The organism is Enterococcus sp. AZ141 (assembly GCF_051714385.1).
Classification (GTDB): domain Bacteria; phylum Bacillota; class Bacilli; order Lactobacillales; family Enterococcaceae; genus Enterococcus_D; species Enterococcus_D entomosocium.
Genome location: NZ_JBIORT010000001.1, coordinates 3,295,332 through 3,322,051 on the forward strand (window position 1 = coordinate 3,295,332; position 26,720 = coordinate 3,322,051).

At 42.0% G+C, this 26,720-nt stretch carries 21 protein-coding genes; 5 read left to right on the forward strand and 16 right to left on the reverse strand.

The window, feature by feature from the left end; genetic code table 11:
- Window positions 1–34: 34 nt before the first annotated feature.
- The 4 genes from recD2 to IGI89_RS15235 form a co-directional block, all read right to left on the reverse strand.
- A complete protein-coding gene (gene recD2, locus IGI89_RS15220) occupies window positions 35–2,695 on the reverse strand; it encodes an SF1B family DNA helicase RecD2 (RefSeq protein ID WP_438735815.1) in 2,661 nt (886 codons plus the stop codon).
- A gap of 20 nt (window positions 2,696–2,715) precedes the next feature.
- Window positions 2,716–3,369: a histidine phosphatase family protein gene (locus IGI89_RS15225; RefSeq protein WP_438735816.1), complete on the reverse strand. Its 654-nt coding sequence runs from the start codon at window positions 3,367–3,369 to the stop codon at window positions 2,716–2,718.
- A gap of 17 nt (window positions 3,370–3,386) precedes the next feature.
- Window positions 3,387–3,890 (reverse strand): tRNA (uridine(34)/cytosine(34)/5-carboxymethylaminomethyluridine(34)-2'-O)-methyltransferase TrmL, encoded by a 504-nt coding sequence (gene trmL / locus IGI89_RS15230; protein ID WP_008379765.1) that lies wholly within the window; start codon window positions 3,888–3,890, stop codon window positions 3,387–3,389.
- Between the two features lie 354 nt (window positions 3,891–4,244).
- Complete coding sequence (locus IGI89_RS15235) at window positions 4,245–5,087, reverse strand: methyltransferase domain-containing protein (RefSeq protein ID WP_438735817.1); 843 nt, start codon at window positions 5,085–5,087, stop codon at window positions 4,245–4,247.
- A 102-nt stretch (window positions 5,088–5,189) separates the two neighbouring features.
- Here IGI89_RS15235 and IGI89_RS15240 point away from each other — a divergent pair, with 102 nt between their 5' ends.
- Complete coding sequence (locus IGI89_RS15240; protein ID WP_438735818.1) at window positions 5,190–5,831, forward strand: copper homeostasis protein CutC; 642 nt, start codon at window positions 5,190–5,192, stop codon at window positions 5,829–5,831.
- 75 nt (window positions 5,832–5,906) lie between these two features.
- Here the strand turns inward: IGI89_RS15240 and IGI89_RS15245 are convergent, their stop codons facing one another.
- Window positions 5,907–7,688 carry an ABC transporter ATP-binding protein gene (locus IGI89_RS15245; protein WP_438735819.1) on the reverse strand — a complete coding sequence of 594 codons (1,782 nt, stop codon included), beginning with the start codon at window positions 7,686–7,688 and terminating at the stop codon, window positions 5,907–5,909.
- Window positions 7,675–9,426, reverse strand: coding sequence for an ABC transporter ATP-binding protein (locus IGI89_RS15250; RefSeq protein ID WP_077452510.1), 1,752 nt, complete (start codon window positions 9,424–9,426; stop codon window positions 7,675–7,677). The genes IGI89_RS15245 and IGI89_RS15250 overlap by 14 nt, the downstream gene beginning before the upstream one ends.
- Before the next feature lie 144 nt (window positions 9,427–9,570).
- Between IGI89_RS15250 and IGI89_RS15255 the strand changes: the two genes are divergently transcribed.
- Window positions 9,571–10,407 (forward strand): AraC family transcriptional regulator, encoded by an 837-nt coding sequence (locus IGI89_RS15255; RefSeq protein ID WP_005236722.1) that lies wholly within the window; start codon window positions 9,571–9,573, stop codon window positions 10,405–10,407.
- A gap of 59 nt (window positions 10,408–10,466) precedes the next feature.
- On the opposite strand, the gene mgtE is transcribed toward IGI89_RS15255, so the two are convergent.
- The 4 genes from mgtE to IGI89_RS15275 are packed head-to-tail and all read right to left on the reverse strand — an operon-like array spanning window position 10,467 to window position 14,224.
- Window positions 10,467–11,831: a magnesium transporter gene (gene mgtE, locus IGI89_RS15260; protein WP_005229714.1), complete on the reverse strand. Its 1,365-nt coding sequence runs from the start codon at window positions 11,829–11,831 to the stop codon at window positions 10,467–10,469.
- 17 nt (window positions 11,832–11,848) lie between these two features.
- Entirely contained in the window at window positions 11,849–12,748 is a 900-nt protein-coding gene (locus IGI89_RS15265; RefSeq protein ID WP_438735820.1) for an RluA family pseudouridine synthase, read from the reverse strand.
- A gap of 4 nt (window positions 12,749–12,752) precedes the next feature.
- Window positions 12,753–13,550: an NAD kinase gene (locus tag IGI89_RS15270; protein WP_301280263.1), complete on the reverse strand. Its 798-nt coding sequence runs from the start codon at window positions 13,548–13,550 to the stop codon at window positions 12,753–12,755.
- Window positions 13,551–13,555: 5 nt separating this feature from the next.
- The gene (locus tag IGI89_RS15275) at window positions 13,556–14,224 is read right to left on the reverse strand and encodes a GTP pyrophosphokinase (RefSeq protein ID WP_005236729.1); all 669 of its coding nucleotides are present in this window, start codon (window positions 14,222–14,224) and stop codon (window positions 13,556–13,558) included.
- A 196-nt stretch (window positions 14,225–14,420) separates the two neighbouring features.
- Here IGI89_RS15275 and IGI89_RS15280 point away from each other — a divergent pair, with 196 nt between their 5' ends.
- Window positions 14,421–14,999, forward strand: coding sequence for a CYTH domain-containing protein (locus IGI89_RS15280; protein ID WP_438735821.1), 579 nt, complete (start codon window positions 14,421–14,423; stop codon window positions 14,997–14,999).
- Between the two features lie 105 nt (window positions 15,000–15,104).
- Complete coding sequence (locus IGI89_RS15285) at window positions 15,105–15,761, forward strand: DsbA family protein (RefSeq protein ID WP_144330970.1); 657 nt, start codon at window positions 15,105–15,107, stop codon at window positions 15,759–15,761.
- Window positions 15,762–15,897: 136 nt separating this feature from the next.
- On the opposite strand, the gene pepF is transcribed toward IGI89_RS15285, so the two are convergent.
- The 5 genes from pepF to IGI89_RS15310 all read right to left on the reverse strand — a co-directional run bounded on the left by pepF (window position 15,898) and on the right by IGI89_RS15310 (window position 22,518).
- A complete protein-coding gene (pepF, locus tag IGI89_RS15290; RefSeq protein ID WP_086372733.1) occupies window positions 15,898–17,715 on the reverse strand; it encodes an oligoendopeptidase F in 1,818 nt (605 codons plus the stop codon).
- A 60-nt stretch (window positions 17,716–17,775) separates the two neighbouring features.
- The gene (locus tag IGI89_RS15295; protein ID WP_061053970.1) at window positions 17,776–18,837 is read right to left on the reverse strand and encodes a competence protein CoiA; all 1,062 of its coding nucleotides are present in this window, start codon (window positions 18,835–18,837) and stop codon (window positions 17,776–17,778) included.
- Window positions 18,838–18,874: 37 nt separating this feature from the next.
- Window positions 18,875–19,525, reverse strand: coding sequence for an adaptor protein MecA (locus tag IGI89_RS15300; RefSeq protein ID WP_016621314.1), 651 nt, complete (start codon window positions 19,523–19,525; stop codon window positions 18,875–18,877).
- Window positions 19,526–19,677: 152 nt separating this feature from the next.
- The gene (gene spxA / locus IGI89_RS15305; protein ID WP_003127030.1) at window positions 19,678–20,076 is read right to left on the reverse strand and encodes a transcriptional regulator SpxA; all 399 of its coding nucleotides are present in this window, start codon (window positions 20,074–20,076) and stop codon (window positions 19,678–19,680) included.
- 705 nt (window positions 20,077–20,781) lie between these two features.
- Window positions 20,782–22,518 carry an ABC transporter ATP-binding protein gene (locus IGI89_RS15310; protein ID WP_438735822.1) on the reverse strand — a complete coding sequence of 579 codons (1,737 nt, stop codon included), beginning with the start codon at window positions 22,516–22,518 and terminating at the stop codon, window positions 20,782–20,784.
- Between the two features lie 244 nt (window positions 22,519–22,762).
- Here IGI89_RS15310 and IGI89_RS15315 point away from each other — a divergent pair, with 244 nt between their 5' ends.
- Complete coding sequence (locus IGI89_RS15315) at window positions 22,763–23,497, forward strand: HAD family hydrolase (RefSeq protein WP_034872213.1); 735 nt, start codon at window positions 22,763–22,765, stop codon at window positions 23,495–23,497.
- Window positions 23,498–23,544: 47 nt separating this feature from the next.
- On the opposite strand, the gene IGI89_RS15320 is transcribed toward IGI89_RS15315, so the two are convergent.
- Window positions 23,545–26,709 (reverse strand): DEAD/DEAH box helicase, encoded by a 3,165-nt coding sequence (locus IGI89_RS15320; RefSeq protein WP_086332239.1) that lies wholly within the window; start codon window positions 26,707–26,709, stop codon window positions 23,545–23,547.
- Between the last annotated feature and the right edge of the window lie 11 nt (window positions 26,710–26,720).

Genomic DNA, 26,720 nt, shown 5'->3' on the forward strand with positions numbered 1-26,720 from the left:
TCACTAACAACCCATTTTTAGCATTTTCTCATCGTTATAATCCCTCGTTTTTTACGGGCATAAAGTCGTACGGAGAACAGTCCTTCATCCCAATCATTGGATCTACTAAATGCTTTTTGACCATCGTTAAGGTCAGCACACCATCGTTTTGCGTTTCTTCGATGAGTGCTTCTTCCCCCGTAGTCCCTTCACTTAGGACCTTATCCCCTGACAGAGGCTTGGCCGTTTCTGTCTGATTTGATGCCGACGGCTCAGGCTCGGCAAAAGCAAACAAGTCCAACCCACTATCTGGTGACTTTTCTGTCGCTTGCTGGTTAGCAGCAGCTTCAGTGCTGGGATTTTCCTTTGGCTTCGAAGCTACCATTTTTGCCTTCGTGTTCTCAGAGGAATCATTATAAAACGGATCATCGGCTTCCTCAAACTGAGCCAATTTCGCCCGTTGCAGCGGCGTCATTTCTTCCGTGCCATTGATACGTTCTTTTAATGTCGTTAAGCGAGTGGCAGATTCGTGACTGACACAGGTTTGGTAGGCTTGCGGTTCACCAAGTAAAATCAGCATCTCTTTGCTGCGAGTCACAGCGGTATATAGCAAATTGCGCTGCAGCATACGTTGGTATTGATGAACCATCGGCAAAATAACCATTTGAAATTCACTACCTTGGGATTTATGGATCGAACAACAGTAGGATAATGTGATCTTGTTCCATTCATTACGCTTATAGGTCACTTCATTGGCATCAAATTGAATGACCAGTTCGTCAACCTTGTCTTCCGACTGTTTGGCTAGAGTGATCCCAACGATTTGGCCCATATCGCCATTAAACACGTTATCTTCAGGAGAGTTTACCAACTGCAAGACCTTATCGCCGATACGATACACCGTATCATTGAAGGTGACCTCTTTTTTGGTTCCATCGTTGGGGTTAAAAATCTCTTGCATCATTTTATTCAGAGCATCGATCCCAGCTGCCCCACGATACATCGGCGCCAACACTTGAATATCTTGCGGCGTATAACCTTTGTCTTTCGCCCGTTTCACGATCTGAGCGATCAACGGTTCGATCTTGTACGCATCACACGCAAAGAAAGAACGATCTTTTTGGTTTTGTGTAAAATCAGCAGGCAGCTGCCCGTTTTTGATGGCGTGGGCCAGTGGAATAATACTTGATCCATCTCCTTGACGATAGATTTCCGTCAATTCTTGTTTCGGGATCGCATCGATCGCTAGCAAATCATGAAGGACTTGTCCTGGTCCCACAGAAGGAAGCTGATCTTTATCCCCCACAAAAATCACTTGCATGTTTGTAGGGATCGACTTAAAGAGCGTATTCGCCAACCACGTATCGACCATTGACATCTCATCGACGATCAGTAAACCGCCTTCTAACTCTTTGGGACTAATCGATGGTGCTTTTTCACGGCCATTCAATCCTAACAAACGATGGATCGTACCACTTGGCAAACCAGTCGTTTCGTTCATCCGTTTGGCGGCTCGACCAGTCGGTGCTGCCAAGAGAATCGGAAAGGTTTCGTCGCTGTATTTTGATGGTTCTAAGTCCAAATCGTTCAACTCAGCAAATAATTGTACGATCCCATTGATCACTGTTGTTTTCCCAGTACCTGGGCCACCTGTCAAAATAAACAATGGCGATCGGATTGCTTCTTTGATCGCTTCTTCTTGCGAGGAACCATAGGTGATGCCTAAGTGCTTTTCTATTTTACGTAACGTTTTACTGATTTTTTTCTCAGGATAGACGATTTCTTTTTTGCGGGAAAGCAAGCGTTCGATGGAACTGGCAATTCCCCATTCAGAAAAGTACAAACTATTTTCATATAAACGGGTTTCTTCTTGTTGGATCTTTCCTTCTTCCACTAGATGAATGATCTTTGATGCCAAATCGTCAGGCGCAATCTCAATGGGGCGGCTCGTTTCTAATAGGCGCAGTGTCTGCTCTAACAAATCTTGGGCGTGGATAAAGGTATTGCCCGTCTGCAAGGACTGGGCGAAGATTTGATGCAAGACCGCCGCTCGAAACCGTTGCGGTGACGAAGCTTCGATCCCCAGCTGTTCAGCGATGCCATCTGCGCGTTTAAAGCCAATGCCTTCAATGTCTTCCACCAGCTGATATGGATTCTCCTCAATAATGGATAGCGCCTCATTTTTGTAGGCTTGATAGATAGCAAAAGATAGCTGGCTACCAAAGCCATAGCGACTCAAGCCAACGATTACTTGATCCATCCCATGGTTTTGCCGAACGGTATCTAAAATCATTTTTTGCTTACTTTCATTTAACCCTGGAATCTGCTCCAACAATGCCGGTTCTTCCAGCATCCGGTCGATCGCTTCTTCTCCTAAAAGATCAACGATTTTTTCAGCGGTCTTCTTGCCGATCCCAGGAAATTTTTCTCCAGAAAGGTAGGCTATCAACCCTTGTTCAGAGGTCGGTTGTTCTTGTTGGTAGCTTTCGGCCTTCAACTGGACGCCATACTTGGGATGATTGACCAGCTCACCAAAAAACCGATACTTTTCCTCTTCTTGGATTTCGCCGAAACTACCAGTAACGACGATCTCCGAGTCTTTGTAGTCGGCATTATTCTCAGCGACTTTAACTAATAGTACTTTATAAAAATTGCTGGGATTCTGGAAAAAGATGGCGGCAACATGGCCGACAAAAAACGTTCTTTCTGGAATCATGGTGCCGCTCCTTTCATGGTTTACAATAAAGCGTCTAATCCTGCCTGATTGCTTAAAAAGCTTGCTTCATTCCAAACTTTTAGTTCAAAAGGCAATACTTTTTGTTCATTCGTCTCTAATAAGCTAACGCTGTTATTGACTAATCCACCTTGCTCTCTTAATTCGGCTAATGGTTTGCCTGCAAGCCACTGGATAGCAGCCGTAAAGGATGCCCCATGACCGACGAACAATAATGGGCCTTCATGCTGCATCACCGCATCCATGACGACGGTCTCGATCCGGCTCAATGTTTCTTGGATCGGCTCTCCCTTAAAGGCACTGGGATCGTAGCGATCAAGATGATTACGCAGATCAGTCAATTGTTGAGGATACTTCTCATGCATTTCATCGATAGAACGTCCTTCTAATTCACCAAGTCCGATCTCACGCAGGTTCTCATTATAAATAATTTCAACAGGGTGATGGAGCCTTGTTTGGATCTCTTGGGCAGTTACTTTTGCTCGTAAAGACGTGCTTGAATAAATCTTCTCAAAAGGAATAGCATCCAGATGATCACCGAGCAGTTTGATCTCTTCATGACTTTCCGGCAATAACGGTGAATCCCCTAGCATCCCTTGAAAGCGGCGCGCTTGGTTCCACTCTGTTTTTCCGTGACGGGTAAAGTATAATTGCATCGAACAAGCCTCGTTTCTTAATCTAGTTTGTCGTTCTCATAATGGTGTGTCAATTCCAGCTGTGGGAAGCCTTGCTGCCGCAAAACTTCATAAATGATCAAAGCAGCCGTATTTGATAGATTTAGGGAACGAACATGCTCATCATTCATCGGAATGCGTAGGCATTTTTCGGCATGCTCACGCATAAAGCTTTCCGGAAGCCCCGTCGTTTCTTTCCCAAAAATAAAGAACTGATCATCATCTGCGGTATAATCGACGTCAGAATACACGCGATTGGCAAATTTCGAGATCAGGTACAACGGACGCTCTCCTAAAAAGTCCATAAAAGTAGCCAAATCTTTGTGATAGGTGATATTGACATCATGCCAATAATCAAGTCCTGCCCGCTTCAATTGCTTGTCATCCGTTGAAAAGCCTAGTGGCTCTATTAAGTGTAAATGAGTATTTGTTGCTGCACAAGTACGTGCAATGTTCCCCGTATTGGCCGGGATCTGAGGTTCAAAAAGAACGATGTGATTCATAGATAAAAACTCCTTTCGATCGGATATTGCCGATCGGTTCTCGCATTGATTTGTGTTTTTACACCTTACATTTTCCATTTCATTCTCAATAGCTTCTTCAATAACTTCTATAGTACCATATTTTGGCACACTTGTTTTTCTAGAAACAACATTTTTTGTGTGCTTTTTTGGGCATAAAAAAAAACGTACCAACTCGGTGTCGATCACTGCGAGTCGTTACGTTAGTGAAGCTCTTTTCACTAACTTTTATCAGAACAGGAACCTGATAAAAACCAATGAAAAATGACTTGAGAACAATATATCACTCCCATGGCATGATTGCAAGAGTAAATAACAAAAAAGTTCAAAATATTTTCAGGAAATTTTCGCAATCAACACCTCAACATCAACAGTTATCTGTGCCAAAGGGGTTTGACGCAGCTTTTCTTTCCTTTCCTCCGAAGCCCCCCACTCTAACGGCGACATGGCAAGTAAATCTTGCCGATTTTCTTCAGGAATCGCAAAAACATGCGTTACTCTTTGACGGGATGCGGTGGGATAGTGTTCAAAAAATTTGCTAACGACCCGTTCATTCGAATACTGCTGTTTTGTTTCATCATCAGGATAAAAAGCGGCTCGTAGTTCTTTTAAATAATCCGCCGCAGGGACGACTTTGATCAACTGTCCACCCTTTTTCAAAATGCGGTTGAACTCCCCGTAATTTGACGGTGAAAACAGATTGAAAATCGTATCAAAGCTCGCTTCAGCAAACGGCAGGTTGGTCAGATCCGCCACACACCAAAAAGCCGGTACGTTTTGATTGGTTGCTAGATAGACCCCGTCTTTGGCGATATCAAAGCCGACAGCCGCCTGAGTCTTTTCATTGACCATCTGCGCAAGTAAACTGCCTTCACCGCAGCCGACATCTAAAAGATACTCAGCAGCCCCCAAAGCTGCTTTGATGGTCTCAAGGACTGGTGCATACATGCCGCTAGCGATCATACGTTGACGCGGCAAAAACAGTGCTTGATCATAATCTGCTTTAACTTGATGATCCAAAAAGAAAAGTGTGCCTTTCTTTGATAAGTCAAATCGATGACGATTTGGACAAACCAAGCCATTTTCGGTTGGGAAAAATGCTTGGCGGCACAATGGACATTCAAATAAGTGATAATGGGCGTTTAAAAAAAGGCGCCCCCGATCGATTTTTTTTAACATTCAACTTCCCTCATCTCTGCTCTACTTTAGCATATTCTTGTGGTAGAATGCTAGTGGATAGAATAACAAATCAATTGAACACCCATCTATTGGAGGTAAATCATGTTAAAAGAATTTTGTGCAGAAAATTATACCAATATTCCCTTAGCAATCGCACGAGGCGCACAGCGGATTGAACTCTGTGATAATTTAGCGGTCGGCGGAACAACACCAAGTACCGGCGTGCAAGAAGAAGTCCTGCAGTATGCTGGCGAAAAAGGAATACCCGTTATGACGATCATCCGACCTCGAGGCGGTGATTTTGTTTACAATGACACTGAGTTGAAAATCATGCACACCGACTTGATCGAAGCAAAAAAGCTAGGAACAGACGGCGTTGTTCTAGGTTGCTTAACACCTAGCGGCTGGTTGGACGAAGAAGCATTGGAGCTATTGTTAGAAACTGCAGAAGGCTTGCAGGTTACTTTTCACATGGCCTTCGACGCAATTCCTGCAGCGCGCCAATTTAAAGCGATTGATTGGTTAGCTGAGCATGGCGTACAGCGGATTTTGACCCATGGTGGTGCTGCAGGGACTCCGATTGAAGACAACTTCGATCATCTGAAAGAATTGATCGCCTATGCTGGTGAGCGTTTAACGATTTTACCTGGCGGTGGCATTTCCTTTGAAAATGCCCGACATGTTGCTGATACATTAGGTGTAAAAGAAGTTCATGGAACCAGAATCGTCGACTTTAATGATTGAGCTTGCGTGACACAAAAGAATCACGCAAAGAAATCCCCACAAACGATGAGAACGCATCGTTTGTGGGGATTCTTTTTAGATGGCTTGCAATAAGTCGTATTGTGATTGATACAAATGATGGTACAAGCCTTTTTGTGCCATTAGCTGATCATGGTTACCAGATTCAGCAATCGTTCCCCCCGCCACGTAAAAGATTCGATCAGAATTTTTGATCGTGGACAGCCGGTGAGCAATGATAAATGAGGTTCTGCCTTCTAACAGCTTCAACAATCCTTCTTGCAGCAATTCTTCTGTCTTCGTATCGATACTTGAGGTCGCTTCATCTAAGATCAAAATTTTTGGATCAGCCAACAACGCTCGGGCAAAGGAAATCAGTTGCCGTTGCCCTGCAGATAAAGTGCTTCCTCGTTCTTCGACGACGGTTTGATAGCCGTCTTTCAACTCCGTGATAAAGTCGTGAGCACGGACGATTTTCGCTGCTTCGATGATCTCTTCTTCTGTCGCATCTAATTTTCCATAGCGAATATTCTCTATGATCGTTCCTGAGAAAATAAAGGTATCTTGCAGCATGACCCCCATTTGTGAACGCAGCGATTCCAGCGTTACGTCACGAACGTCCATCCCATCTACTTTAACACTGCCTTCATTGACATCATAAAAGCGGCTCAGCAAATTGATGATCGTGGTTTTCCCAGCACCAGTAGGGCCAACCAAGGCAATGCTTTCCCCGGGTTCGATGTGGAAGTTGACATCAGAAAGAATGTTTTTGCCTTCTTCGTATCGGAAGGTCACGTGTTCAAAATCAACGGTCCCTTTCATCGTCGGCAATACTTTTGCATCTGGTTTGTCTTCGATATCTGGCACTTCATCCATCGTTTCAAAAATCCGTTCAAGATAGGCTGTTGCTGTAATCAAAGAATTATAAAAATTCCCGATGTTGATGACTGGATTCCAAAAATTATTGATATAACTGATAAAAGCGATCAACGTACCTGTGCTGACATCGACACCGATTTGGCGAATGCCGACAAAATAAATCAAGCAAGTCGTAATGACTGAAATGTTTTGCACCCCAGGCCACATGAGAAACTGAATTTTGACAGCTTTCATCCAGGAAGTCCGATAATCATTGCTGACTTCTTGGAAAATCTCTGCATTTTCTTCTTCCCGTGCGAAGGATTGGGTAATCTTGATGCCGGCAATACTTTCATGAATGTAAGCATTTAAATTGGACTGTTTATTACTCAACTCCTGATAGGCTTTGCGCTGGTTATTTTTGATTACCATCACCATGATGAACAAAATTGGCAGCAACGCAAGGGAATATAGGGTCAATTTGAAGTCGATCGCAAACATAAAGATCAAGGTGATGATGACGTTGAAAACATCGGAAATCAAATTGATCAGGCCATTACTCAACAGGTCACTCAGTGTATTGATGTAGTTTACGATGCGGATCAAGATCTTGCCATGGGGCCTTGTATCAAAATAAGAAAACGGCAGCCGCTGCAGATGTTCAAAAATATCAAAGCGCATATCCTTCAAAACATCTTGCCCAATATTCGTGATATGGTAAATACGATAACGCATGCAGACGCCAATAGCGATCAAGGTCACTAAAAAGGCAGCTCCTAAAAGCAGCAATTGATTGACATTTTTTTCAGGAATCGATGAGTCGATGGCGATCTTCGTGAAAACGGGCGCCAGCATTCCTGCTAAGTTTGCCAGGATGATCGTAAATAGTACTTTTCCAATACTTTTTTTATACGGTACGACGTATTGGGACAAACGCTTGAAATCCTTCCAGCTAAATTCCTGGTCTAATTCCTCATCGACATCAAATTTATTTCTCGCCATCGTCTTCACCTCCTGACAAGCCTAATTGTTTTTGATACACTTCATAGTATTTTCCTCGCAGTTTGACGAGTTCTTCGTGGGTGCCTTGTTCAACGACCCGACCTTTTTCCATCATCAAAATCTGATCGGCTTCTCGAACAGAGGAGATCCGATGGGCAATGATGAACGTCGTTTTCTCTCCTGTTAATTTTGTCAGCTCTTGTTGGATCTTCGATTCTGTCTCCATATCGACGGCAGACGTCGTGTCATCCAAAATCAAGATCGATGGATCTTTGGCTAAGGCCCGCGCAAGAGAGATCCGTTGTTTTTGTCCGCCAGAAAGTCCGACGCCTCGTTCACCGACAATCGTCTCGTAGCCTTGAGGCATTCGAGAAATAAAGGTATCTGCATCGGCGACTACCGCCATTTGGCGAATAAAGCCTTCATCTGCTAAAGGATTTCCAAAAGCAATATTGTCAGAGATGGTATTAGAAAACAAGAAGACATCTTGCATCACCATTGAAATGTTTTCCCGCATTTGGCGCACAGGATACTCTTTGGCATTTTTTCCATCAATCAATACTTCCCCTTCAGTCGGGTCATAAAAACGTCCGACTAAATTCACCAAGGTCGTTTTTCCTGAGCCGGTTTCGCCTAAGATCCCTAACGTTTGTCCCGGCCCAATCTTGAAGTTGATGTTTTCCAGTACATTTTGCTCTGGATCATCTGAAAAGTGGAACGAAACATCTTTAAATTCCACAAATCCTTTGATCGGTTCTAATTTTTCTTGTTGGTGAACCGGTATTTTCGATTCTTGTGCCAGCATTTGTCGAATTTTGATACAGGCCGCAGAAAATCGCTGAACATCGTTGATCAACCAGCCACTCATACGCATGGGGTTGTTCAACATCCATAGATAGCCATTAAACGCAACAAGATCTCCTAAGGTCATGTCCCCATTGATTACGAAAATTCCGCCTAAGACTAAGGCAATGACTGACAAACTTCCTGCTAAGCCATCAAGCCAGGGCAGATAAGTGCGGGAAACTTTGGCAGATGCCATGTTGCGGGTCTTAAAATCTTCGTTGTAGGAGCGAAATTTTTCGATCTCAAAATTTTCACGAGCAAAAGCTTTCACCACCCGATTGCCGCCAATATTTTCTTCTACCATTGAATTCAAGCGCGAAAAGCTCTCACGAATGTCAAAAAACAGTGGGTGTGCTTTTTTAGACATGCGGTTGGTCAACAGAAAAATGATCGGTGTGACAGCCACCAGTGCCAGCATCAATTTCCAATCAATAAAGCTCATCACAACCACCGCTGAAAAGAACCATAAGATACATTCAGCGATATTATAGGTCACCCAAGAAACAAAGTGGCGAATAGCATCGGTATCCCCGGTCATTCGTGCCATAATATCTCCCACACGAGTGTGATTGAAAAAGTCAAAATCCAATTCCTGCAGTTTCTGATACAAGTCTTCCCGTAAATCGTATAGCGTATTTTGTCCGACCCGTTCAAATAAAATTTGATAACTATAGCGGACAATGGTGCGAATGACGGTCGTTGCGATCATGATCAACAGTAATGGAATCAATAAGTGCGTTTTTTGCTGATTGATGACATCATCGATCACCATTCCTCCCAAGTACGGATTAACAATGATCAGCGCTGCATTGATCACTAAAAACAGGATCGCCAATATGATTTTTCCGCGGTTCTTTTTGGCATAGCGCCAGATCCATTGTGTATTACTCATCTAATTCCCCCTCTCGTTGTTAAGCTTAGCGTTTTGAAAAGCGATTTGAATGGTTTTTCTTACTCATTTTGATGTAAAATATTAGTAAGAAGCACCATTCCCTTTTTTTATCGGAGATGGGCACCCAATTGGAGTGAATCAGCCATGAATTTAGTTAACCCTCGGACCTTCAATCCCGAAATCATCTATCTCTTTGACCCATGGACGCAAGCAGAAAGTCATGGAGAAATGCATCATCATGACTTTTTAGAAATCAGCGTCTTGTTAGAAGGAGAAAGTACGTATTATTTTGAAAAAGAACCAGCGAAGAAAATTCGTGCTGGCAGTGTCATGCTTTTTAATCCTGGTGTCGACCACTGCGAATTACAGCCTAAAGGCACTCGCTCCCACCAGTTGCATATTGGACTGAAGAATATTTCCTTGGAAGGATTCAAGCGAAATTTTTTCCCCAACAAACACCCATTGTTAGAATTAGGCAAATACCATCATCAAGTTTTGGAAAAAGCGTGGCAGTTGGTGCGAGAAAGCAGTGAAGAGCGGGATGAGTTTCAGTTGATGCAAAAAGCTGTCTTGATGGAGATGCTCGTCTATATTTTACGCGGACTAAATGAAGACCACATCAATGTCGTTCCTTACCTTTCCAAAAGCCAAAGAAGACAACAACAAATCGTCAACTATACCGTCTATTATTTGGAAAATCATTATAAAGAAGAAATCACCTTGGAAAAACTGGCACAAGATCAATTTCTCAGTCCGACGTACCTTTCCAAGATTTTTAAAGAAGCGACAGGGGTCAGCCCCATTAACTATTTGATAGAAATCCGCCTAAAACGTGCCAAAGACATGCTAAAAAATGACAACCTCACGATCAAGGAAGTCGCCTCTGCAGTTGGCTATCAAGATGCCTATCACTTTAGCAAGTCTTTTAAAAAACTTTATGGCGTCTCTCCTTCTGGGGTGTTGCCAAAACCAAAAAATTAAAAAGCAAGCCAATGATTCTTCACTCGAAGAAAAATCATCGGCTTGCTTTTATTTTTTATTCATTGAATAAAATAGTTCATAAAAAGACTGGCAATATTGAAATAGATCAAAACACTGGTCAAATCACTGAGGGTCGTAATAAACGGACCGCTCGCCACTGCCGGATCAAACCCAAGCTTATCCATTAGCATCGGAATCAAACTTCCCGCTAAGTTGGCTACTGTGATGGCACACATCATAGCCATCCCGATCACAAACCCTAGAATCGGATTTTGTTTCCAGACAGCCACAATAGCAAAAATCGTCAATCCGGTAATAGCTCCTGTGAAAAGTCCTGTAAGCACCTCACCGACCACTGTTTTCATAAAGCTATTTTCTTTATCATCATTGATCGCCAAGCGGCGTACGGCTACCGCTAAAGATTGGGTACCGGCATTGCCGGCAGTTCCGGTGATCAGTGAGATAAAGACGGCGAGAATACTTGCTTCACTAACTAACTCTTCATAATGGCTGATTAAACTGGCGGTTGCCATTCCGAGAAAGAGTAAGGTGATGAGCCAAGGTAACCTTCTCGAAGAAGCTTTGATCGGGTTTTCACTGACTTCTTCTACATTGACCCCTGCCAAACCCGAGTAATCACTGGCTGCTTCATCATCGATAACGTCGATGATATCATCGACGGTCACGATCCCTAATAGGTGATCGTCATAATCGGTGACTGGCAATGCGAGAAAGTCATAATCCCGGAAGGTCTGAGCGACATCCTCTTGGTCATCTCCAACATGAACCGACATCACCCGCTCGTTCAAAATATCAGCAATCATGGTATCTTCATCATTGATGATCAAGTCTCTTAAAGAAATAACGCCCACAAGTTTGTTGTCGGTATCCACGACGTAAATATAATAAATCGTCTCAGCAACATCTGCGGCATTTTTTAAGACATACATCGCTGAACGAACCGTTTGGTTGGCAACAATGGAAACAAACTCGGTTGTCATCAATGATCCAGCTGTTTCATCTTCATAATGCAATAGTTCTTTGATCTCGCTAGCGGCTTCAGCAGTCATCAGACTCAAATATTTGGCCGTTTGTTTCTTGTCCAATGTATTCAGTAGATCGACAGCATTATCGGTATACATCTCTGCTAACATCGTTGCAGCATATGCCGGCCGCATTTCTGAAAGATAGTCCACCATGTTTTCATCGTCTTCTTCAATGACGTCAAACATGTCTGCCAATTCTTTCGGCGATAGATACGTATAGACGATTTGTCGATCGTCTGCTTCTAGAGATTGGTAGAATTGACCCTGCTCGTAGATATGCAGATCCAAGAATGCCTCACGAAATCCCTGGATATCATTGTCTTTTAGTGCTTGATTCAGTTGATCAAATCGTTCGGTTAATTCTTGATTTTCATCCAATCTCTTCACCTCATTTGTTATTGCTTATCGATAGCTGAACAAACAGCGGCCATGTCTGCAGGTAAAGGCAGTTCAAAAGCCAACGGTTCATTCGTAAAGGGATGCTGGAATTGCAGCTGACAGCAATGAAGTGCCTGTCGTCTGATCCCAAAAGCCATTGGTCCCCCATACATCTCGTCTCCTAGTAAGGGACAACCGATTGCAGAAAAATGGACCCTTATTTGATGTGTCCGGCCTGTGTGTAGTTGAATGTCGACTAATGCGCAATCTGAATTGCGCTGTTTTAGCCAATACTCCGTACGTGCCTCTTTTCCTTCTTCACTGACCTTGCGTTTCAAAAGCGAGGTCAGGTCCCTAGCGATAGGCAAATCGATCTCGCTATGGGCGGATAATGCGGAAAGATCTCCCGCAACGAGGGCTTGATATTTTTTAACAACTTGCTTCTTCCGTAACTGGCTATCCAGCTTCGCATGGGCAAAGCCGTGTTTTGCAAAAAGCATCAATCCTGATGTGTCACGGTCTAAGCGAGTCACTACATGGATCACTTGATCTTCATAGTGTTGCGCTTGATAGTAGGCCTTGACTCGATTGGCCATCGTGCCAGTCGGATGATATTGCGCAGGAATCGATGAGATGCCAGCCGGCTTATTCACGATTAACAGATGGGCATCTTCATACACAATCTCAATAGGTGTCGGATCAGCCAGCATCATTTCATGTTCCCCTTCAGGAGGAATTACAATAGTTACCCTATCATTTTGCGCCAAAGAAAACAAGACGTTTTGCTCGTGGTCGTTCACAAATATCTTTCCGCCTTGAAATTTTATTTTCGCTAGCAGACCTTTGGATACTCCTTGTTCCTTCAAAAAATATTTGACTTGCTGCCCTTGTCCGGTATATTGATACGTAAATTCCATGAGTTTATTCTTCTCCAATAAAGGAATCTTTGACACGATTCCAAAAATGCATATGCCGATAAGACGCAAAATGAATCCGTTCATCGGCAATCCGGTAATAGATTGCGTCGATTTCTTCTTGCTCGATGGTAAATTGATCAATCGTCACTAAATAGTCGGTACTTTGTTGCAGTTGCACTTTGACCCACTCGTGATGACCCACGACGATCGGTGATCCAAGTGTCCGAAAGACGCGATTGTTCAAAGAAGCAATCTCTGCTAATTGAAACGCATTGATACTTGGGTGCAATACTGCCCCACCAACACTTTTGTTATAGGCAGTTGAGCCGGTTGGCGTTGAGATCGAGAGGCCATCCCCGCGAAACTTTTCAAAGAGGTCTTCTTTAATAGAAATATCGGCAACCATGGTGCGATTGCCGCGTTTGATCGTTGATTCGTTCAATGCCAGGAAATGCTTGTCTGGTTTGCCATTTGCATAAGTGATTCGGACATCCAATAAAGGATAACTGACACTCTTTTGATGGTCATTGCATAAAGACTCTACCAATTCATCCAATTCATAGTCACGCCAATCTGTATAAAAGCCGAGGTGTCCCGTATGGACCCCTAAAAATTGTACTTGGTCTAACTTATGGTTGAACAAGTGAAAAGCAGAAAGAAGCGTACCATCTCCACCAACAGAGATCACTAATTCAGGGTTCTCTTGATCGATCTTGTTTTCAGACTGCTCCAGGAGGACAGTTAAACGCTTCGTCACTTCTACTGACTTGCTTTCTTGATTATGGACGATTGCCACGCGGATGCCTTTCATTCTGATTCCTCCTTCGGCAACTTGGGCGTGTCATGTCCGCCGCGTTTGCCTTTCCCATGAGAAAACAACCGCTGTGCCTCTTGGATCTCTTCACGAATATTAGACATCTCTTCATCTAGCTGGTAGGCTGCTTCTGCCGAACGTCGTAGTCGCTCGCTAATTTCATCGGGAAATTCCCCTTGGTATTTGTAGTTCAATGAATGTTCAATCGTTGCCCAAAAGTTCATCGCCAGTGTACGAATTTGTACCTCTGCTAAGATAATTTTTTCTCCATCGATCAATTGAACTGGATACTCGATCACCAGATGATACGAGCGGTAACCACTGACTTTTTTATTGGTAATATAGTCACGTTCAATAATGACTTTCATGTCTTTACGTGTCCGCAACAGTTCAACGACTTGGTGAATGTCTTCCACAAACTGACACATGATTCGCAAACCGGCGATGTCAGACATTTCTTCTTCAAGACGATCCAGTGCGATTCCTCGTAATTTGCTTTTTGTTAAAATGCTATCTACTGGCTTGACACGCCCCGTGACAAATTCAATGGGAACATGTTTGTTTTGTTCCCGATATTGTTTTCTTATGCCTCTTAATTTTACTTTTAATTCTGAAACCGCCTGTTCATAAGGCGCTAAGAATTCTTCCCAATCTCGAATCATTCTTCTCCCTCGATTCTGTTCATAACATACCTCTTATTCTACCATACTCTTGGAATAAAACTGAATGGACAGAAGTGCAGAAACAAAAGATTTTTTTGTCTGCCCCAATCGTTTCCGCTTTTCTTTGTTTAGTTTCTTTGACGGAATAGCTGAAACAGCGTACACTATGTTTGCAATAGAAAGAGAGTGAAAATCAATGGTCGAACAAGTAGAGATTGAATATAAAACAATGTTGACGGAAAAAGAATACCACCAGTTGCTTGCTTATTACAAATTGTCAGAAGAAGCCTTCAAGACGCAAACCAATTATTACTTTGATACGCAAGACTTTAAACTGCGAGAAAAGCATTTTGGCTTACGCATTCGCACGACTCCTACCAATGCAGAATTAACGCTAAAGACCCCCATTGAACACGGTCTGTTAGAAACGACTGATCCTTTGACAATCGAAACCGCAGCGTCATTGATCGCGTCAGAAAAAATTTTAAAAACAGGTGTGGTTGCTCAACGCTTAAAAGCAGCGAATATCGAACCTGATTCATTACACATGATCGCAGCATTAAAAACGAAACGGGCGGAATTTCCGATCAATGAAGGATTACTTGCTTTGGATGAAAGCTGGTATGGTCAACAGCATGATTATGAGTTAGAGCTAGAAGTCAGTGAGCCAATTCAAGGAAAATTTGCCTTTCAATCGTTATTGCATTCTTTTGGTGTTCCTTACCGACCAGCAAAAAACAAGATCATTCGAGCCGTTGAAGAAAAATCATTGTAGGATGCCCTTTTGCTTACTTTTTTCGCGTTTTTTTGCTATATTTAATAAAACATACTTATTTTGTTTTTCAAGTTACTCAAGAATCTTAATTGGGGAGAGATTCAAATGATCGAACTTTTTTTATTTATTAATCCGATTGGGCCTATTTGTTATGATATCGAAAAGGAGATTCTCAACAAATTAAACACGAGCCGCAAAAAAATCCATTTGCAGATCCTGCCTTTCGTTAACTTGTTTTCCGTAGGTGTTTCAATGGACTATTTGTCCATGAATAAGGCGGATTTGGTCTTGCGAAATGAACAGACCAACCAAATCTATGCTGCGTCATTGGATTATAAAGCAGCCCAGTTGCAAGGAAAAAAAATTGCTCGGGATTTCTTATTGAAACTGCAACAACGGATAGGGATCGAAAAACAGGAATATTGCGACACCTTAGTGAAAGATCTATTTTCAGAAACGAACGGTGATTTAGAGATGTTCCTAGAAGATCGTACATCTGAGTTAGTGAAAAAGAACTTTGCCACCGATCAGAGGGTAGCGAAAGACATGGGCATCACGATCACACCTTCTGCTGTGGTGTATGATTTTTCAAGTGAAGAAGAATATGGGGTCCTTTTAGAAGGATCAGAGGAACTGAGAAGTCTTCCTCTCGTCTGTGGTACAGCAACAGAACTCGATACATTTACGCAAAAAGCTCAGTCTTTGAAAGCACCAAAACTTTCCACTATTCATGAAATTGATCGAGGGTTGATTCTTTTATGAAACCCTATTCAATAGCGACGCTGCGCAGCGAGCCAAACGATGATCTTGTGTTTGGCTCGCTGCGCAGCGTTTTTCATTGCAGGAGGAACAAAAAAAACAAACCAATCCTTTTCGGACTGGTTTGTACTCTTTTCAATTATGCTTCGATTTCTTTTACGAGTTCTTCCAATTCATTCAAGCGTTGCTCAAATACTTTCATTGCATCTTCAATATAATCTGCTTTCGTCATATCTACGCCTGCTTTTTTCATGACTTCGATTGGATAATCACTACGTCCGGCTTTCAAATAGTTCAAATAGTTAGTTAAGGCATCCGGTTCGCCAGCTAAGATTTTCTTCGCCAAAGCAGAAGCTGCCGAAAAACCAGTTGAATATTGGTAAACATAGTAATTGTAATAGAAATGCGGAATGCGTGACCACTCAAGACGAATCTCCGGATCTTTTTCAACTGATGGTCCGTAGTATTTTGCATTTAACTCGGCATAGTTCTCGCTTAAGAATTCACTGGTCAACGGCGTTCCTTTCGCATCTTCCACGTGCATGAAGTGTTCAAACTCGGCAAATTGCGTTTGACGGAAAATCGTTCCTTTGAATCCATCAAGAAAATGATTCAAGACATAGGCTTTGACCCGCGGATCAGTCTCAGTCCGAAGCATGTATTCCGTTAAAATATTTTCATTCGTGGTTGAAGCGATTTCTGCTAAGAAGATCGAGTAATCCCCATAGGCATAAGGCTGGTTATTCCGTGTGAAGTAACTATGCACACTGTGTCCCATTTCATGAACGAGGGTAAAGAGTTGATCCAATCGATCATTCCAGTTCATTAAGATATAAGGCAGTGTGTCATAAGCACCTGAAGAATAGGCACCACTGCGTTTGCCTTTGTTTTCAACGACATCGATCCACCGATTGCTGAAAGCTTCTTCAACTACAGCTAGATACTCTTCCCCTAATGGTTTTAGCGCTTCTTTCGCTTTTTCGACTGCTTCTTCATAGGTATAGCGAATCGGTGCTTCCCCTAAAATCGGCGTGTACACATCATACATATGAAGCGTGTCGACAGCCAACAGGCGTTTTCTTAATGCCATATATCGGTGTAATAATGGCAAATGCTGATTAACGACGTCCACTAAGGTATCATAGACACTTTCAGGAATATGATTGGCACTCAAAGCGGCTTGGCGTGCCGAGTCGTATTTACGGGCTTTGGCTTTAAAGTTGTGGGCTTTGATATTCGTACTTAAGGTTTGGGCAAAGGTATTGCGGAATTGCTCATAAACGCCATAGAGACCTTTAAAGGCCGCTTCCCGAACAGACCGATCCGTGCTTTCCATCAACTCACCGTATACACCATGAGATAGCTGTACTTTTTCCCCGTTTTCGTCTTCAACTACTGGAAAATCCAAATCAGCATTGTTTAAAACAGAAAAAATGTTGCCGGATGCTCCAAAAATTTCGCCTGCTCCGGCCAATAGCGCTTCTTGATCGGCAGGCAAAACATGGGGCCGCTCGTTAATAGTTTTTTCGATCATATGACGATAAACAGCTAGTTTCGGTTCTTGATCGAAATAGCCCCAAATCGTTTCATCGGACATCGTCAATAATTCGGGATCAAACCAAGCAACGGCTTCACTTACTTGCGCAACTAAACTGCTGGCTTTCGCATATAAGCCTTGATAAGTCGTATTAGCGGTATCTTGATCATTTTTCAAATGACTGTAAACATACAGTTTCTCTAAACGGCGAGAAAGATCTAAGACAAATTCTAAAGCGGATAGGAAGGCTTGTGGCCCATCTGCTAAAGTGCCTTGGTAACTGCTAGCTTCTTTAAGCTGTGCTTGGATTTCTTGAAATTCTATGTCAAAAGCCGCATCATCGGCATAGATTTTCGTTAAGTCCCACGTTTTTTCGACTGGAATCGATTCACGTGCTGGTAATTGTTTTGTTTCTGACATTCCCTTCACTCCTTGTTCATTGGTTAAAAATATCTTATCACACTTTTCAACGAAACCAAATCATTGGCTTGAAAAAGAAACCGAATTTTCTAAATATTGGCATTCTTGAAAGATTTCTCTCAATATTTCTCTTTGATCAAGCAAAGGAAAGCACCATTGCCAATGCAGCTTCCTCAACTGAATCAACCACTGTTCAAAACTAATGGGACATTCACTTAAATAGAGAAAGCGAAAAATCAGTATGTGGTGTTCAAATAAAAAGCCAAACCGACTTTCACAATAGCACCAAAGAGGCAACTGTGAGACATTCCCATTCAACGGGTATACTATTTCTTGAATCTCTCTGATTTTAGGCAGTCTGTTTCGCAGTTTTCGAATCACCCACAAACGATAATCGACTGCTACCCATTCAATAGAATGATGGGTATCTGATTCATCTGCTTCGTACAAAGGTCGAAGTGTCTCTTTCCTGTATGGCTCCCCTTTTTGTATAACGCTTCGTCGACTGATTACCCCTTCTTGATAGTGCCATTTGATTTGGTGCAGCCGCACCAAGGCCTGATTTCGCGTATCAATGAGCCACAAGCAAAAGCCAGTAGACGGATAAGTACAGCAGGCTTTTGCCAAAAGTGACCAATGGCGTTTCGGATACAATTTGGTCCCTAGGATCCACCAAGGCTGATAACCATTTGCTAAATAAGTGCTGGTTCGTTCCAGAAATCGTGAAAACTTGAGTGAAGAACACTGGACTTCAACGGCAATATTTTTGTAACAGAGATCAGGTCGCTGCTGAAGTTGCGGCAAGTAGGCTTCAAGTTCAATATCCATCTCTTGATACCATTCAAACAAAAGTTGTTTTGCTTCCAAGTGCTCCTTCGTCTCCCCTTCACTGTATGTCTGACAATCAGTAATGGCTTGATGGGCAAAGTGGGACTGTCGCTTAAGTCCTTGCCTCAAAATCACTTCTTTCTGACAGCCTGGGCAATAAAAAGGGCCCGAGGATTTCTTTGCCCCTTTCGCTAGGATGACTTCTTTTCTTTGGTTCAACGCTTTCAACATCTGGCTCACCTCAATAAGAGGTACGCCAGATTCGTCAAACACAATCAAAAAAGCCAAAAACATTGTCAAAATGTCCTTGGCTGGAAATGATTTTCATCCATTAATCATTCTTGAAATAGAAACGAGTCAATTCAAGTGCATCGTTTTCCATGATCAACTCACCGTATTCTGATAAAACTTCGGGCGTCACTGAAGTCCTTTGGGCAAATTCCATCAAATAAGAAAGTGCATTTTCCACTTCAATATCAGTAATATCTACATCCATAAATCGAATTTCAATATAATAATGATTGCCCATTTGGTAAAGATTGGTTGCAACGGAATCCAAATATACTTCGGATGCCAATTGAATCATATCTTCGAATCGCAACAACTCAAATACAAAACGATTGCCGATTTCTTCTGCTTGCTCTGACTCTTGTAATTGAGCCGCTACATGTTTTTTCAACATATCGGTAATGTCTTCATTCGCTTCATCGTTCATCTCATCAAAATTTTCCATTCCTTCTGGTGGAAGATTTTTGCTAATAAACAATTCTAACCCATCGCCTTTAGGCAAGACTTGGAAAGTTACAGCTTCACTGCCTTTAAATTCTTCGTCAATATCAACTTCTTCAAGAATACTGTAAAAGAAGTTTTCAATTTCATTGTGATTTCCTAGAAGGTCAAGAAAAGTGATGCCTCTCGCAGCTAAGTCTTCACTTTTGATCAATACACGAATGGTGTTCTCATTGATATGTTCCATTTCCATATTAGCTACACCTCACTTTTGCTACTCACTATAGGTTCATTGTATCGAAACCTGATAAAAAGTAAAGAGAAAACGAATATCCTCTTAAGAAAAACGTAAAAACTCAAAAAAAGACTCACTTTCTACGAGAAAGCGAGTCGATGAAGTCAAATTTATAAGCCTGCCATTAATTGCGCTTGTCTTAGTTCCAGTTGGCGAACATCCCTAGGTAAGAACCGACGAATTTCATCTTCGTTAAACCCAACTTGCAATCGTTTTTCATCGATCATAATTGGCCGACGCAATAATCCTGGATTTTCTTGAACAAGTGTCAATAAATCTTTTAGGGGCAAGTCATCTAGATCCATATTCAACTTTTGGAATACTTTGGATCTGGTGGAAATAATTTCTTCTGTGCCATCTTCTGTCATTTGTAGAATTGCCTTAAGCTCAGAAATATTTAACGGTTCTGAAAAAATATTTCTTTCAACAAAAGGGATTTCGTGCTCTTGTAACCACGCACGAGCTTTGCGACAAGATGTGCAACTTGGGGAAGTGTATAGTGTCAACAACGTGCATCTCTCCTTTTTAATTTTCAATCAAGCAAGTCCTGTTCCCTCGCTTGATTTCAATTATACAGGTTTAACTAAAAAAAATCTAGTCTAAATCTCATATTTTTTAATAAAACTCGAAAGTTATATTAAAAGCGAAACCTTTTAGGCAAAAGGTTTCACTCAAAAAGTTTATTTTTAAATGAGAAAAATCAAATTTTTTTTTAATATTACTTCTTTTATACAACAGTGTGTCAAAGGTGTATCAAAAAGATGTCAGAATATTAAAATACTCTTTTAGTTGAATCCCGCGTTTTTTAATTTCCCCTCTGTAATTACATGTGTAATCAAAAAAATGGAGAAAAAAACCAAGTCCATGGCTCAATCGTTTTCAAAGGAAAAATTTCACGATACCTTGTTGCCTTGGAAACGACAGGGCTACAATAAAAATATATGTTATTTTTTCCAGAGAAGATTCTCAACCAATGTCTTCATTCTTGATTCCATTGTATCACATTCCTTTTTAATCAGAAAACCATACAAGCATTTCTGTCATAATCGACAATAAAACAGTAGGAGAAATGAATATCTGCTTATAAATGAAAAGGGTTTCTCACAAAAATTTAGTGAAAAAAGATCAACCTAAGAAACCCGTCTTTTATGCTTTTTCCTGACAAAGTATAAAAAGACTAGTGTTTTCTTGGATTGATCGTTCATTTCTTTCTTCTAAGGGAGAGAAGGTTCTCCATCACGAGCGAATTGCGCATCATGCAATGCGCGATAATGTCCCTTTTTCGCCATCAAATCTTCATGGGTCCCCTCTTCTAAGATGCCTTTATCACTAACGACAATGATGCGTGTCGCATGTTTGATCGTTGCGAGGCGATGGGCAATGATCAAGGTTGTACGGCCATCTGCCAAAGAATTCAATGACTCTTGAATCACTTGCTCGGTTTCCGTATCCAACGCTGATGTTGCTTCATCTAATATCAAAATCGGCGGGTTTTTTAAGAACATCCGAGCAATCGCTACCCGCTGCTTTTGACCACCGGATAATTTGACTCCTCGTTCACCGATGACCGTATCTAACCCATCCGTCATTTGATCGATGACCTTTTCTAAGTGTGCTAATTTGACTGCCTTTAAAATCTCTTCTTCTGTTGCATCAAGTTTGCCATAAGCAATATTTTCTCGAATCGTTCCCGGGAAAAGAAAGACATCTTGCTGCACAGTCCCAATCTGCTGACGTAAAGAAGCCAGGGTCATCTCCTGAATATTGATGCCGTCAATCGTAATGGCGCCTTCAGTGACTTCATAAAAACGCGGCAACAAGTTGCATAACGTGGTTTTCCCTGAGCCACTTTGCCCGACGAAGGCGATCGTCTCGCCAGCTTTGATCGATAAATCGATGTGATTCAAGACTTTCGTCGCATCCGCATAGGAAAAAGAAACATCTTGGTAGACGATATCCCCTTTTAATGATTGAACAGCCCGTTCCCCTGGTTTGTCTTTGATCGTCGGTTCTTTATCCAATTCTTCGGTCAATCGTTTGAAGCCAGCGATGCCTTTCGGATAGCTTTCAATCATCGTATTGACCTTCTCAATTGGTCTAACAAAGACATTCGATAATAAAATAAACCCAACAAACTGGCCATTCGTCAGTTCACCACGAATCACGTAGTAAGCACCAAAAATCAGAGCAAACAAGTTGATCAAGCGAATCAGAAAGTAATTATACGCTGAACTGATCGCCATTACCTTATAAAAAAGGATCTTCGATTGCCGATAGATTTCGCTCAATCCATCAAAGCGTTTATGTTCGAACGTTTCATTAGCAAACGATTGGGTCACTCGAATGCCGCTAACAGATGCTTCCACTCCGGCGTTGAACTCACCGAGGTTGTCATAGATCTGTGTATTGACTTTGGTCATTTTCTTATTGAAAAAAACCAAGGCAATCGTAATCAATGGAATCAACGCAAATGTCGCTATCGCTAATTGAACGTGCATATTCAACATCAATAGGAATGCCCCCACCAAAGTCATGATGGTAATAAAAACATCTTCTGGCCCATGGTGAGCGACTTCAGAGATTTCAAAGAGATCCGTGGTCAAGCGACTGATCAGCTTGCCGGTCTTTTGATTGTCATAATATTCAAAAGATTGGGTCTGCAGATGTCGAAACAGTTCTTGACGCATATCTGTCTCAATATTGACCCCAAGTTTATGACCATAAAAAACCACGATATATTGCAACACAGTATTGATCACATAAAACAAGAACAAGCCTAAGCAAGCCAATAGTATCAAGCGAAAGTTGTTCTGGGGCATGATCTTATCGATTACTTGGTTGACGGCAACGGGAAAGGCCAGTTCTAATAAACCAGCAAATACCGCACAAGTAAAATCTAGCATAAATAGTGACCGATACGGTCGATAATAACGAAAAAACCTTTTTAACACATTTCCCCCTCCTCAATAGCTTTCATTATAAGCAACTCTTTGAAGAAATGCAAAATGAGAAACATGTGAAAATGGGTAAAATTCACTATAATTTTGAAAACGTATCAAGACGCGGATTTCTAAAAACAGTAAATAAGACCTTTATTTCACAAGGTTTTTCCTCTTTTTTTTAGAGTCATAATGGCTTATGATTGATTCGAAAACAAACTGAAAATTTTCACTAACTTTGAAAGGCGTGTCTCTTTTGATCACTAGTATTCTTTTTGATGTCGATGATACCTTATATGACCAGCAACAACCATTTCGTAATGCCATAACCTCATGCTTTCCACAAATTGCCCGCAAGGACCTAACCGCTCTTTATTTGCGTTTTCGCGTACATAGCGATGAACAGTTTGGAAGGGTATTGGCGAATGAATGGACGCTGGAGCATTTTCGTTATTACCGGCTGACTCATTCTCTAACGGACTTAGGTTATTTCTCTATTACTATGGAAGAGAGCTGCCAGTTTCAGCTGTGCTATGAACAAGAACTAGATGCTATCACGCTACATCCGGAAGTTGAGTCAACCTTGAGTTATTTGTCCAAATTGCCAATCAAATTAGGAATTATTACTAACGGTCCCACCGACCACCAACAAAAGAAGTTGAATCAGTTGCAACTGACTCGATGGATCAAACCAGAGCATATGATCATTTCACAAGCAACCGGTTATCAGAAACCAGAGCTAGAAATTTTCCAATTGGCAGAAACCGCCTTTGCTCTTGATCCAGAAACAACACTGTACGTAGGTGACAACTTTGATAATGATGTAGTGGGCTGCAAAAAAGCCGGTTGGCAAGCCTTGTGGTTCAATCATCGTCTTCGTCAGGCGCCTAATGGATTGGAAGATTTACCCGATGTGTCGATCACTGCTTTCTCGCAGCTCCAAGAAAGTATTGACGCCCTCTTGCAGCTTCCTGCATACGCCTATAACTAAAAAAACATGGACCTTCGCTTCAAGCGGGTCCATGTTTTTTTGAATGCTTAATTTTCTTCGCCGATACTCAAAATTAAGCGAATATCTTCTTCGGTCATTTGTTGAAGCTGGGTTTCATTGCCTTGAATCACTTTTTGGAAAAGCTCACGCTTTTCTTGTTGCAATGCATCCATTCGTTCTTCAATGGTTCCTTCGGCGATCATTCGCCAGACTTCGACTACATTTTTTTGACCGATCCGATGGGCTCGTCCAGCGGCTTGTTCTTCCACTGCCGGGTTCCACCATAAATCGTATAAAATCACTGTATCTGCACCAGTCAGATTTAGTCCAGTTCCTCCTGCTTTTAATGAGATCAAGAAGACATCTTTTTCGCCACTATTAAAAGCATTGACCATCGTCAAACGATCTTGCGGCGGTGTGCTGCCACGCAAATAGAAGGATTCAAACCCTTCCTGGGCTAATTCTTCTTCAATGATCGAAAGCATACTGGTGAACTGAGAAAATAGCAGGACACGACGGCCATTTTCTTTGGCTGCTAAGAGTAAATCTTTGACCTGTTCAAGTTTCCCAGAAGACCCTCCGTAGTCCTCCACGAATAATCGAGGGTCACAGCAGATTTGCCGTAGACGAGTCAAGCCAGCCAAAATACTGATCCGATTTTTGCGGAAAGACGTAGAATCCATTTGCGCGATTTCTTCTCGCATTTGTCGCAAATACGCCAAATAAATTTTCTTTTGTTCCTCTGTTAGGACACTGTAATAATTTGTTTCCAGCTTTTGCGGCAAATCATGTAACACAGATTTTTTATCTCTTCGCAAAATGAAGGGTTTGATCATTTTTGCAATTTCCTGTGTAGATAGTTCCTTAAATTTCTGCTTGTTGGGGAAAAAGCCTGGCATAATCATTTGGAACAAGGACCACAATTCTTCTAAATTGTTCTCGATCGGTGTGCCACTGAGGGCGAACCGCTGCGGAACTTCCAAGGATCGCAATGCCTGTGCCGTTTTGGTCGCGCTGTTTTTGACCATCTGTGCTTCATCTAAAATCAAACACGATAGCTCTAGTGCTTGATAGGCATCAATGTCCTGACGCAAGCTTGCATAAGAAGTAATTCGGACGTCCGCTGATTGCGCCATCTGCGCTTCTCGCTCTTCTTTCGTTCCACTGATGACAGTCGCTGAAATTGAAGGTGCGAACCGTTTGATTTCTTGCTGCCAGTTGAATGTTAGACTGGCTGGCGCCACGATCAACGCATTCAATTTTTGATGCTCTTGTTTCTCAGAAAGCAAATAGCTAATGGTTTGGACGGTCTTCCCTAACCCCATTTCATCAGCAAGAATGCCGCCAAATTGATAATGGCTCAACATTTTTAGCCAACGAAAGCCAACTTCTTGGTACTGCCGCAACTCAGCATGCAAGTTGTCTGGCAACTGTGCCTCAAAGTTTTCTGGATGGATCAAATCTTCCGTCATTTGCTGAAAGCCTGTACTAAAACTCGCTTGATCGGCAAACTGTTCTTGCAGTAATAGCCCTTGATTCAATGGGACTTGGATTGCCCCGTTTTTCGTATCTAACGATAGCCGTAATTTTTTGAGGGCAGCACTTGCTTCTTGAAACTCTTCCGACTCCAGCGAAAGAACTTGCCCATTTTCTGTGGTATAAAATTGCGCAGATTGCAACAGACTCCGCAAAACATCGTTGATCTCTGATTCTTGAATGCCGCTAACATCAAACTTGATATCCAACCAAGAACCATTCTCTTCAATCACGATTTCTGGTCGATGATGCTGGGCATCAAGGTAGAGTTCCCTCAGCTTCTTGCCGATCCGCACTTCCCCTAATTGTCTCAAGACCGGGATCTCTCTCGTAAAAAAGGTATAGAGTTGCTCACCTAGCGGTAGATTTTTTTGCCAATTTTTGCTGCTGGCTTGATAGCCAAAGGTTTCAATAATGGCTTCGATCCGTGCTTCTTGTTGGAAATCACGTAAAATCTCTGGATGATTTTCTGGCATGTATTGATGTTTTTCATCACTTGAAAAAACGACTTCTCCATAAGTAAAATCAACTTGTAGATCTACTTGACCTTTGATTTTCCGCAAGGAGAAAACTGCTTTCAATTCAGATTCTTCGATGTCATTTTGAACCTCAGGAGCCACTTGGACACGCCCAATTTTTCGCAAATAAGGCAAAACTTTCATAAAGAGATTCGCCAGCTCTTCTTTTGGATAATCAATGATTGGCTGTTCAAAACGTTTAAACAGCTGCTGCATCGTGACATAGATCTCCTTTTGCTCGACAGTCAATTCATAAAATGTTCCGTCCAACAGCCCCCAGTTATAATAACTAAGTAAGTGGTCGAAGTCTTTTACGAACTGCAGCGGAAAATGATCCGCTTCTTTTGTAACTGAAAACGTCAATGGTTCCCCCGATTGGAAGTCTACTTGGCTGACCTTGGTTTCACCAATGGTGATTTGCGTGTAGACATCATTGAATTGCAATAGCAGTTCCTTGCCGAATTCAACGGGCAGAAGCAAGTATTTTTTATCAAGTTTGCCATTGATTTGAATGCCCGCTTGCCCCATTAATTGTTGGGTTTGCGCGATTCCTGTCAATCGATTCAATAAAGCTCGATTTTTCTCATCAAAGGCATCCGCAGAAAGCAAAAAGGTCTGTTGCTTATTGGCCGCATAGTGCTTGTTCTCTTGATACATCTGTAAAAATTTATAAATGTTTTTGACGACATAGGTCCTGGCCGTGCCGCGATGCCCGACCTTCAAAGAGACCCCTAAAATATCCATCTCTTGGTGATAAGGATTTGTCGCAATCGTATCTACCCGAAATTCAATCTGTAATGGTTTACTCGCTTCCTTTTCGCTGTCTAAGCGAGCAAAACCATTGGAAAACATCTCTGAAGCAGAAAAGGCTTTTTTGATGGGGGTTTGTTCATTGATTTTCCGTGTTTTTCCTTGTTGGCGTAAATAGAGTTCGACGGCCACCGTATGTTTGCAATAATGATGTTCTTCCCAATAGGGACATTGGCAATAATCCACTTCTTTGGCAGTAGCATCCAAAGTAACTAAATACAATTCTGTTCCGAGTACTTCTGCATGCCACACATTTTTTTCTTTATCCGGGGTGACAGACAGGACACGGCCTTCATTAAGATACGTTCTCCCCCGCTCGATTACTTTTTCTGGAATACTCCACTTCATAAGAGCCCTCC

What these genes read in the sequence shown, in the direction of transcription:
- recD2 (WP_438735815.1), bottom strand. Translation starts at nt 2,695, where the DNA reads ATGATTCCAGAAAGAACGTTTTTTGTCGGCCATGTTGCCGCCATCTTT.
- IGI89_RS15225 (WP_438735816.1), bottom strand. Translation starts at nt 3,369, where the DNA reads ATGCAATTATACTTTACCCGTCACGGAAAAACAGAGTGGAACCAAGCG.
- trmL (WP_008379765.1), bottom strand. Translation starts at nt 3,890, where the DNA reads ATGAATCACATCGTTCTTTTTGAACCTCAGATCCCGGCCAATACGGGG.
- IGI89_RS15235 (WP_438735817.1), bottom strand. Translation starts at nt 5,087, where the DNA reads ATGTTAAAAAAAATCGATCGGGGGCGCCTTTTTTTAAACGCCCATTAT.
- IGI89_RS15240 (WP_438735818.1), top strand. Translation starts at nt 5,190, where the DNA reads ATGTTAAAAGAATTTTGTGCAGAAAATTATACCAATATTCCCTTAGCA.
- IGI89_RS15245 (WP_438735819.1), bottom strand. Translation starts at nt 7,688, where the DNA reads ATGGCGAGAAATAAATTTGATGTCGATGAGGAATTAGACCAGGAATTT.
- IGI89_RS15250 (WP_077452510.1), bottom strand. Translation starts at nt 9,426, where the DNA reads ATGAGTAATACACAATGGATCTGGCGCTATGCCAAAAAGAACCGCGGA.
- IGI89_RS15255 (WP_005236722.1), top strand. Translation starts at nt 9,571, where the DNA reads ATGAATTTAGTTAACCCTCGGACCTTCAATCCCGAAATCATCTATCTC.
- IGI89_RS15265 (WP_438735820.1), bottom strand. Translation starts at nt 12,748, where the DNA reads ATGGAATTTACGTATCAATATACCGGACAAGGGCAGCAAGTCAAATAT.
- IGI89_RS15275 (WP_005236729.1), bottom strand. Translation starts at nt 14,224, where the DNA reads ATGATTCGAGATTGGGAAGAATTCTTAGCGCCTTATGAACAGGCGGTT.
- IGI89_RS15280 (WP_438735821.1), top strand. Translation starts at nt 14,421, where the DNA reads ATGGTCGAACAAGTAGAGATTGAATATAAAACAATGTTGACGGAAAAA.
- IGI89_RS15285 (WP_144330970.1), top strand. Translation starts at nt 15,105, where the DNA reads ATGATCGAACTTTTTTTATTTATTAATCCGATTGGGCCTATTTGTTAT.
- pepF (WP_086372733.1), bottom strand. Translation starts at nt 17,715, where the DNA reads ATGTCAGAAACAAAACAATTACCAGCACGTGAATCGATTCCAGTCGAA.
- IGI89_RS15295 (WP_061053970.1), bottom strand. Translation starts at nt 18,837, where the DNA reads ATGTTTTTGGCTTTTTTGATTGTGTTTGACGAATCTGGCGTACCTCTT.
- IGI89_RS15300 (WP_016621314.1), bottom strand. Translation starts at nt 19,525, where the DNA reads ATGGAAATGGAACATATCAATGAGAACACCATTCGTGTATTGATCAAA.
- IGI89_RS15320 (WP_086332239.1), bottom strand. Translation starts at nt 26,709, where the DNA reads ATGAAGTGGAGTATTCCAGAAAAAGTAATCGAGCGGGGGAGAACGTAT.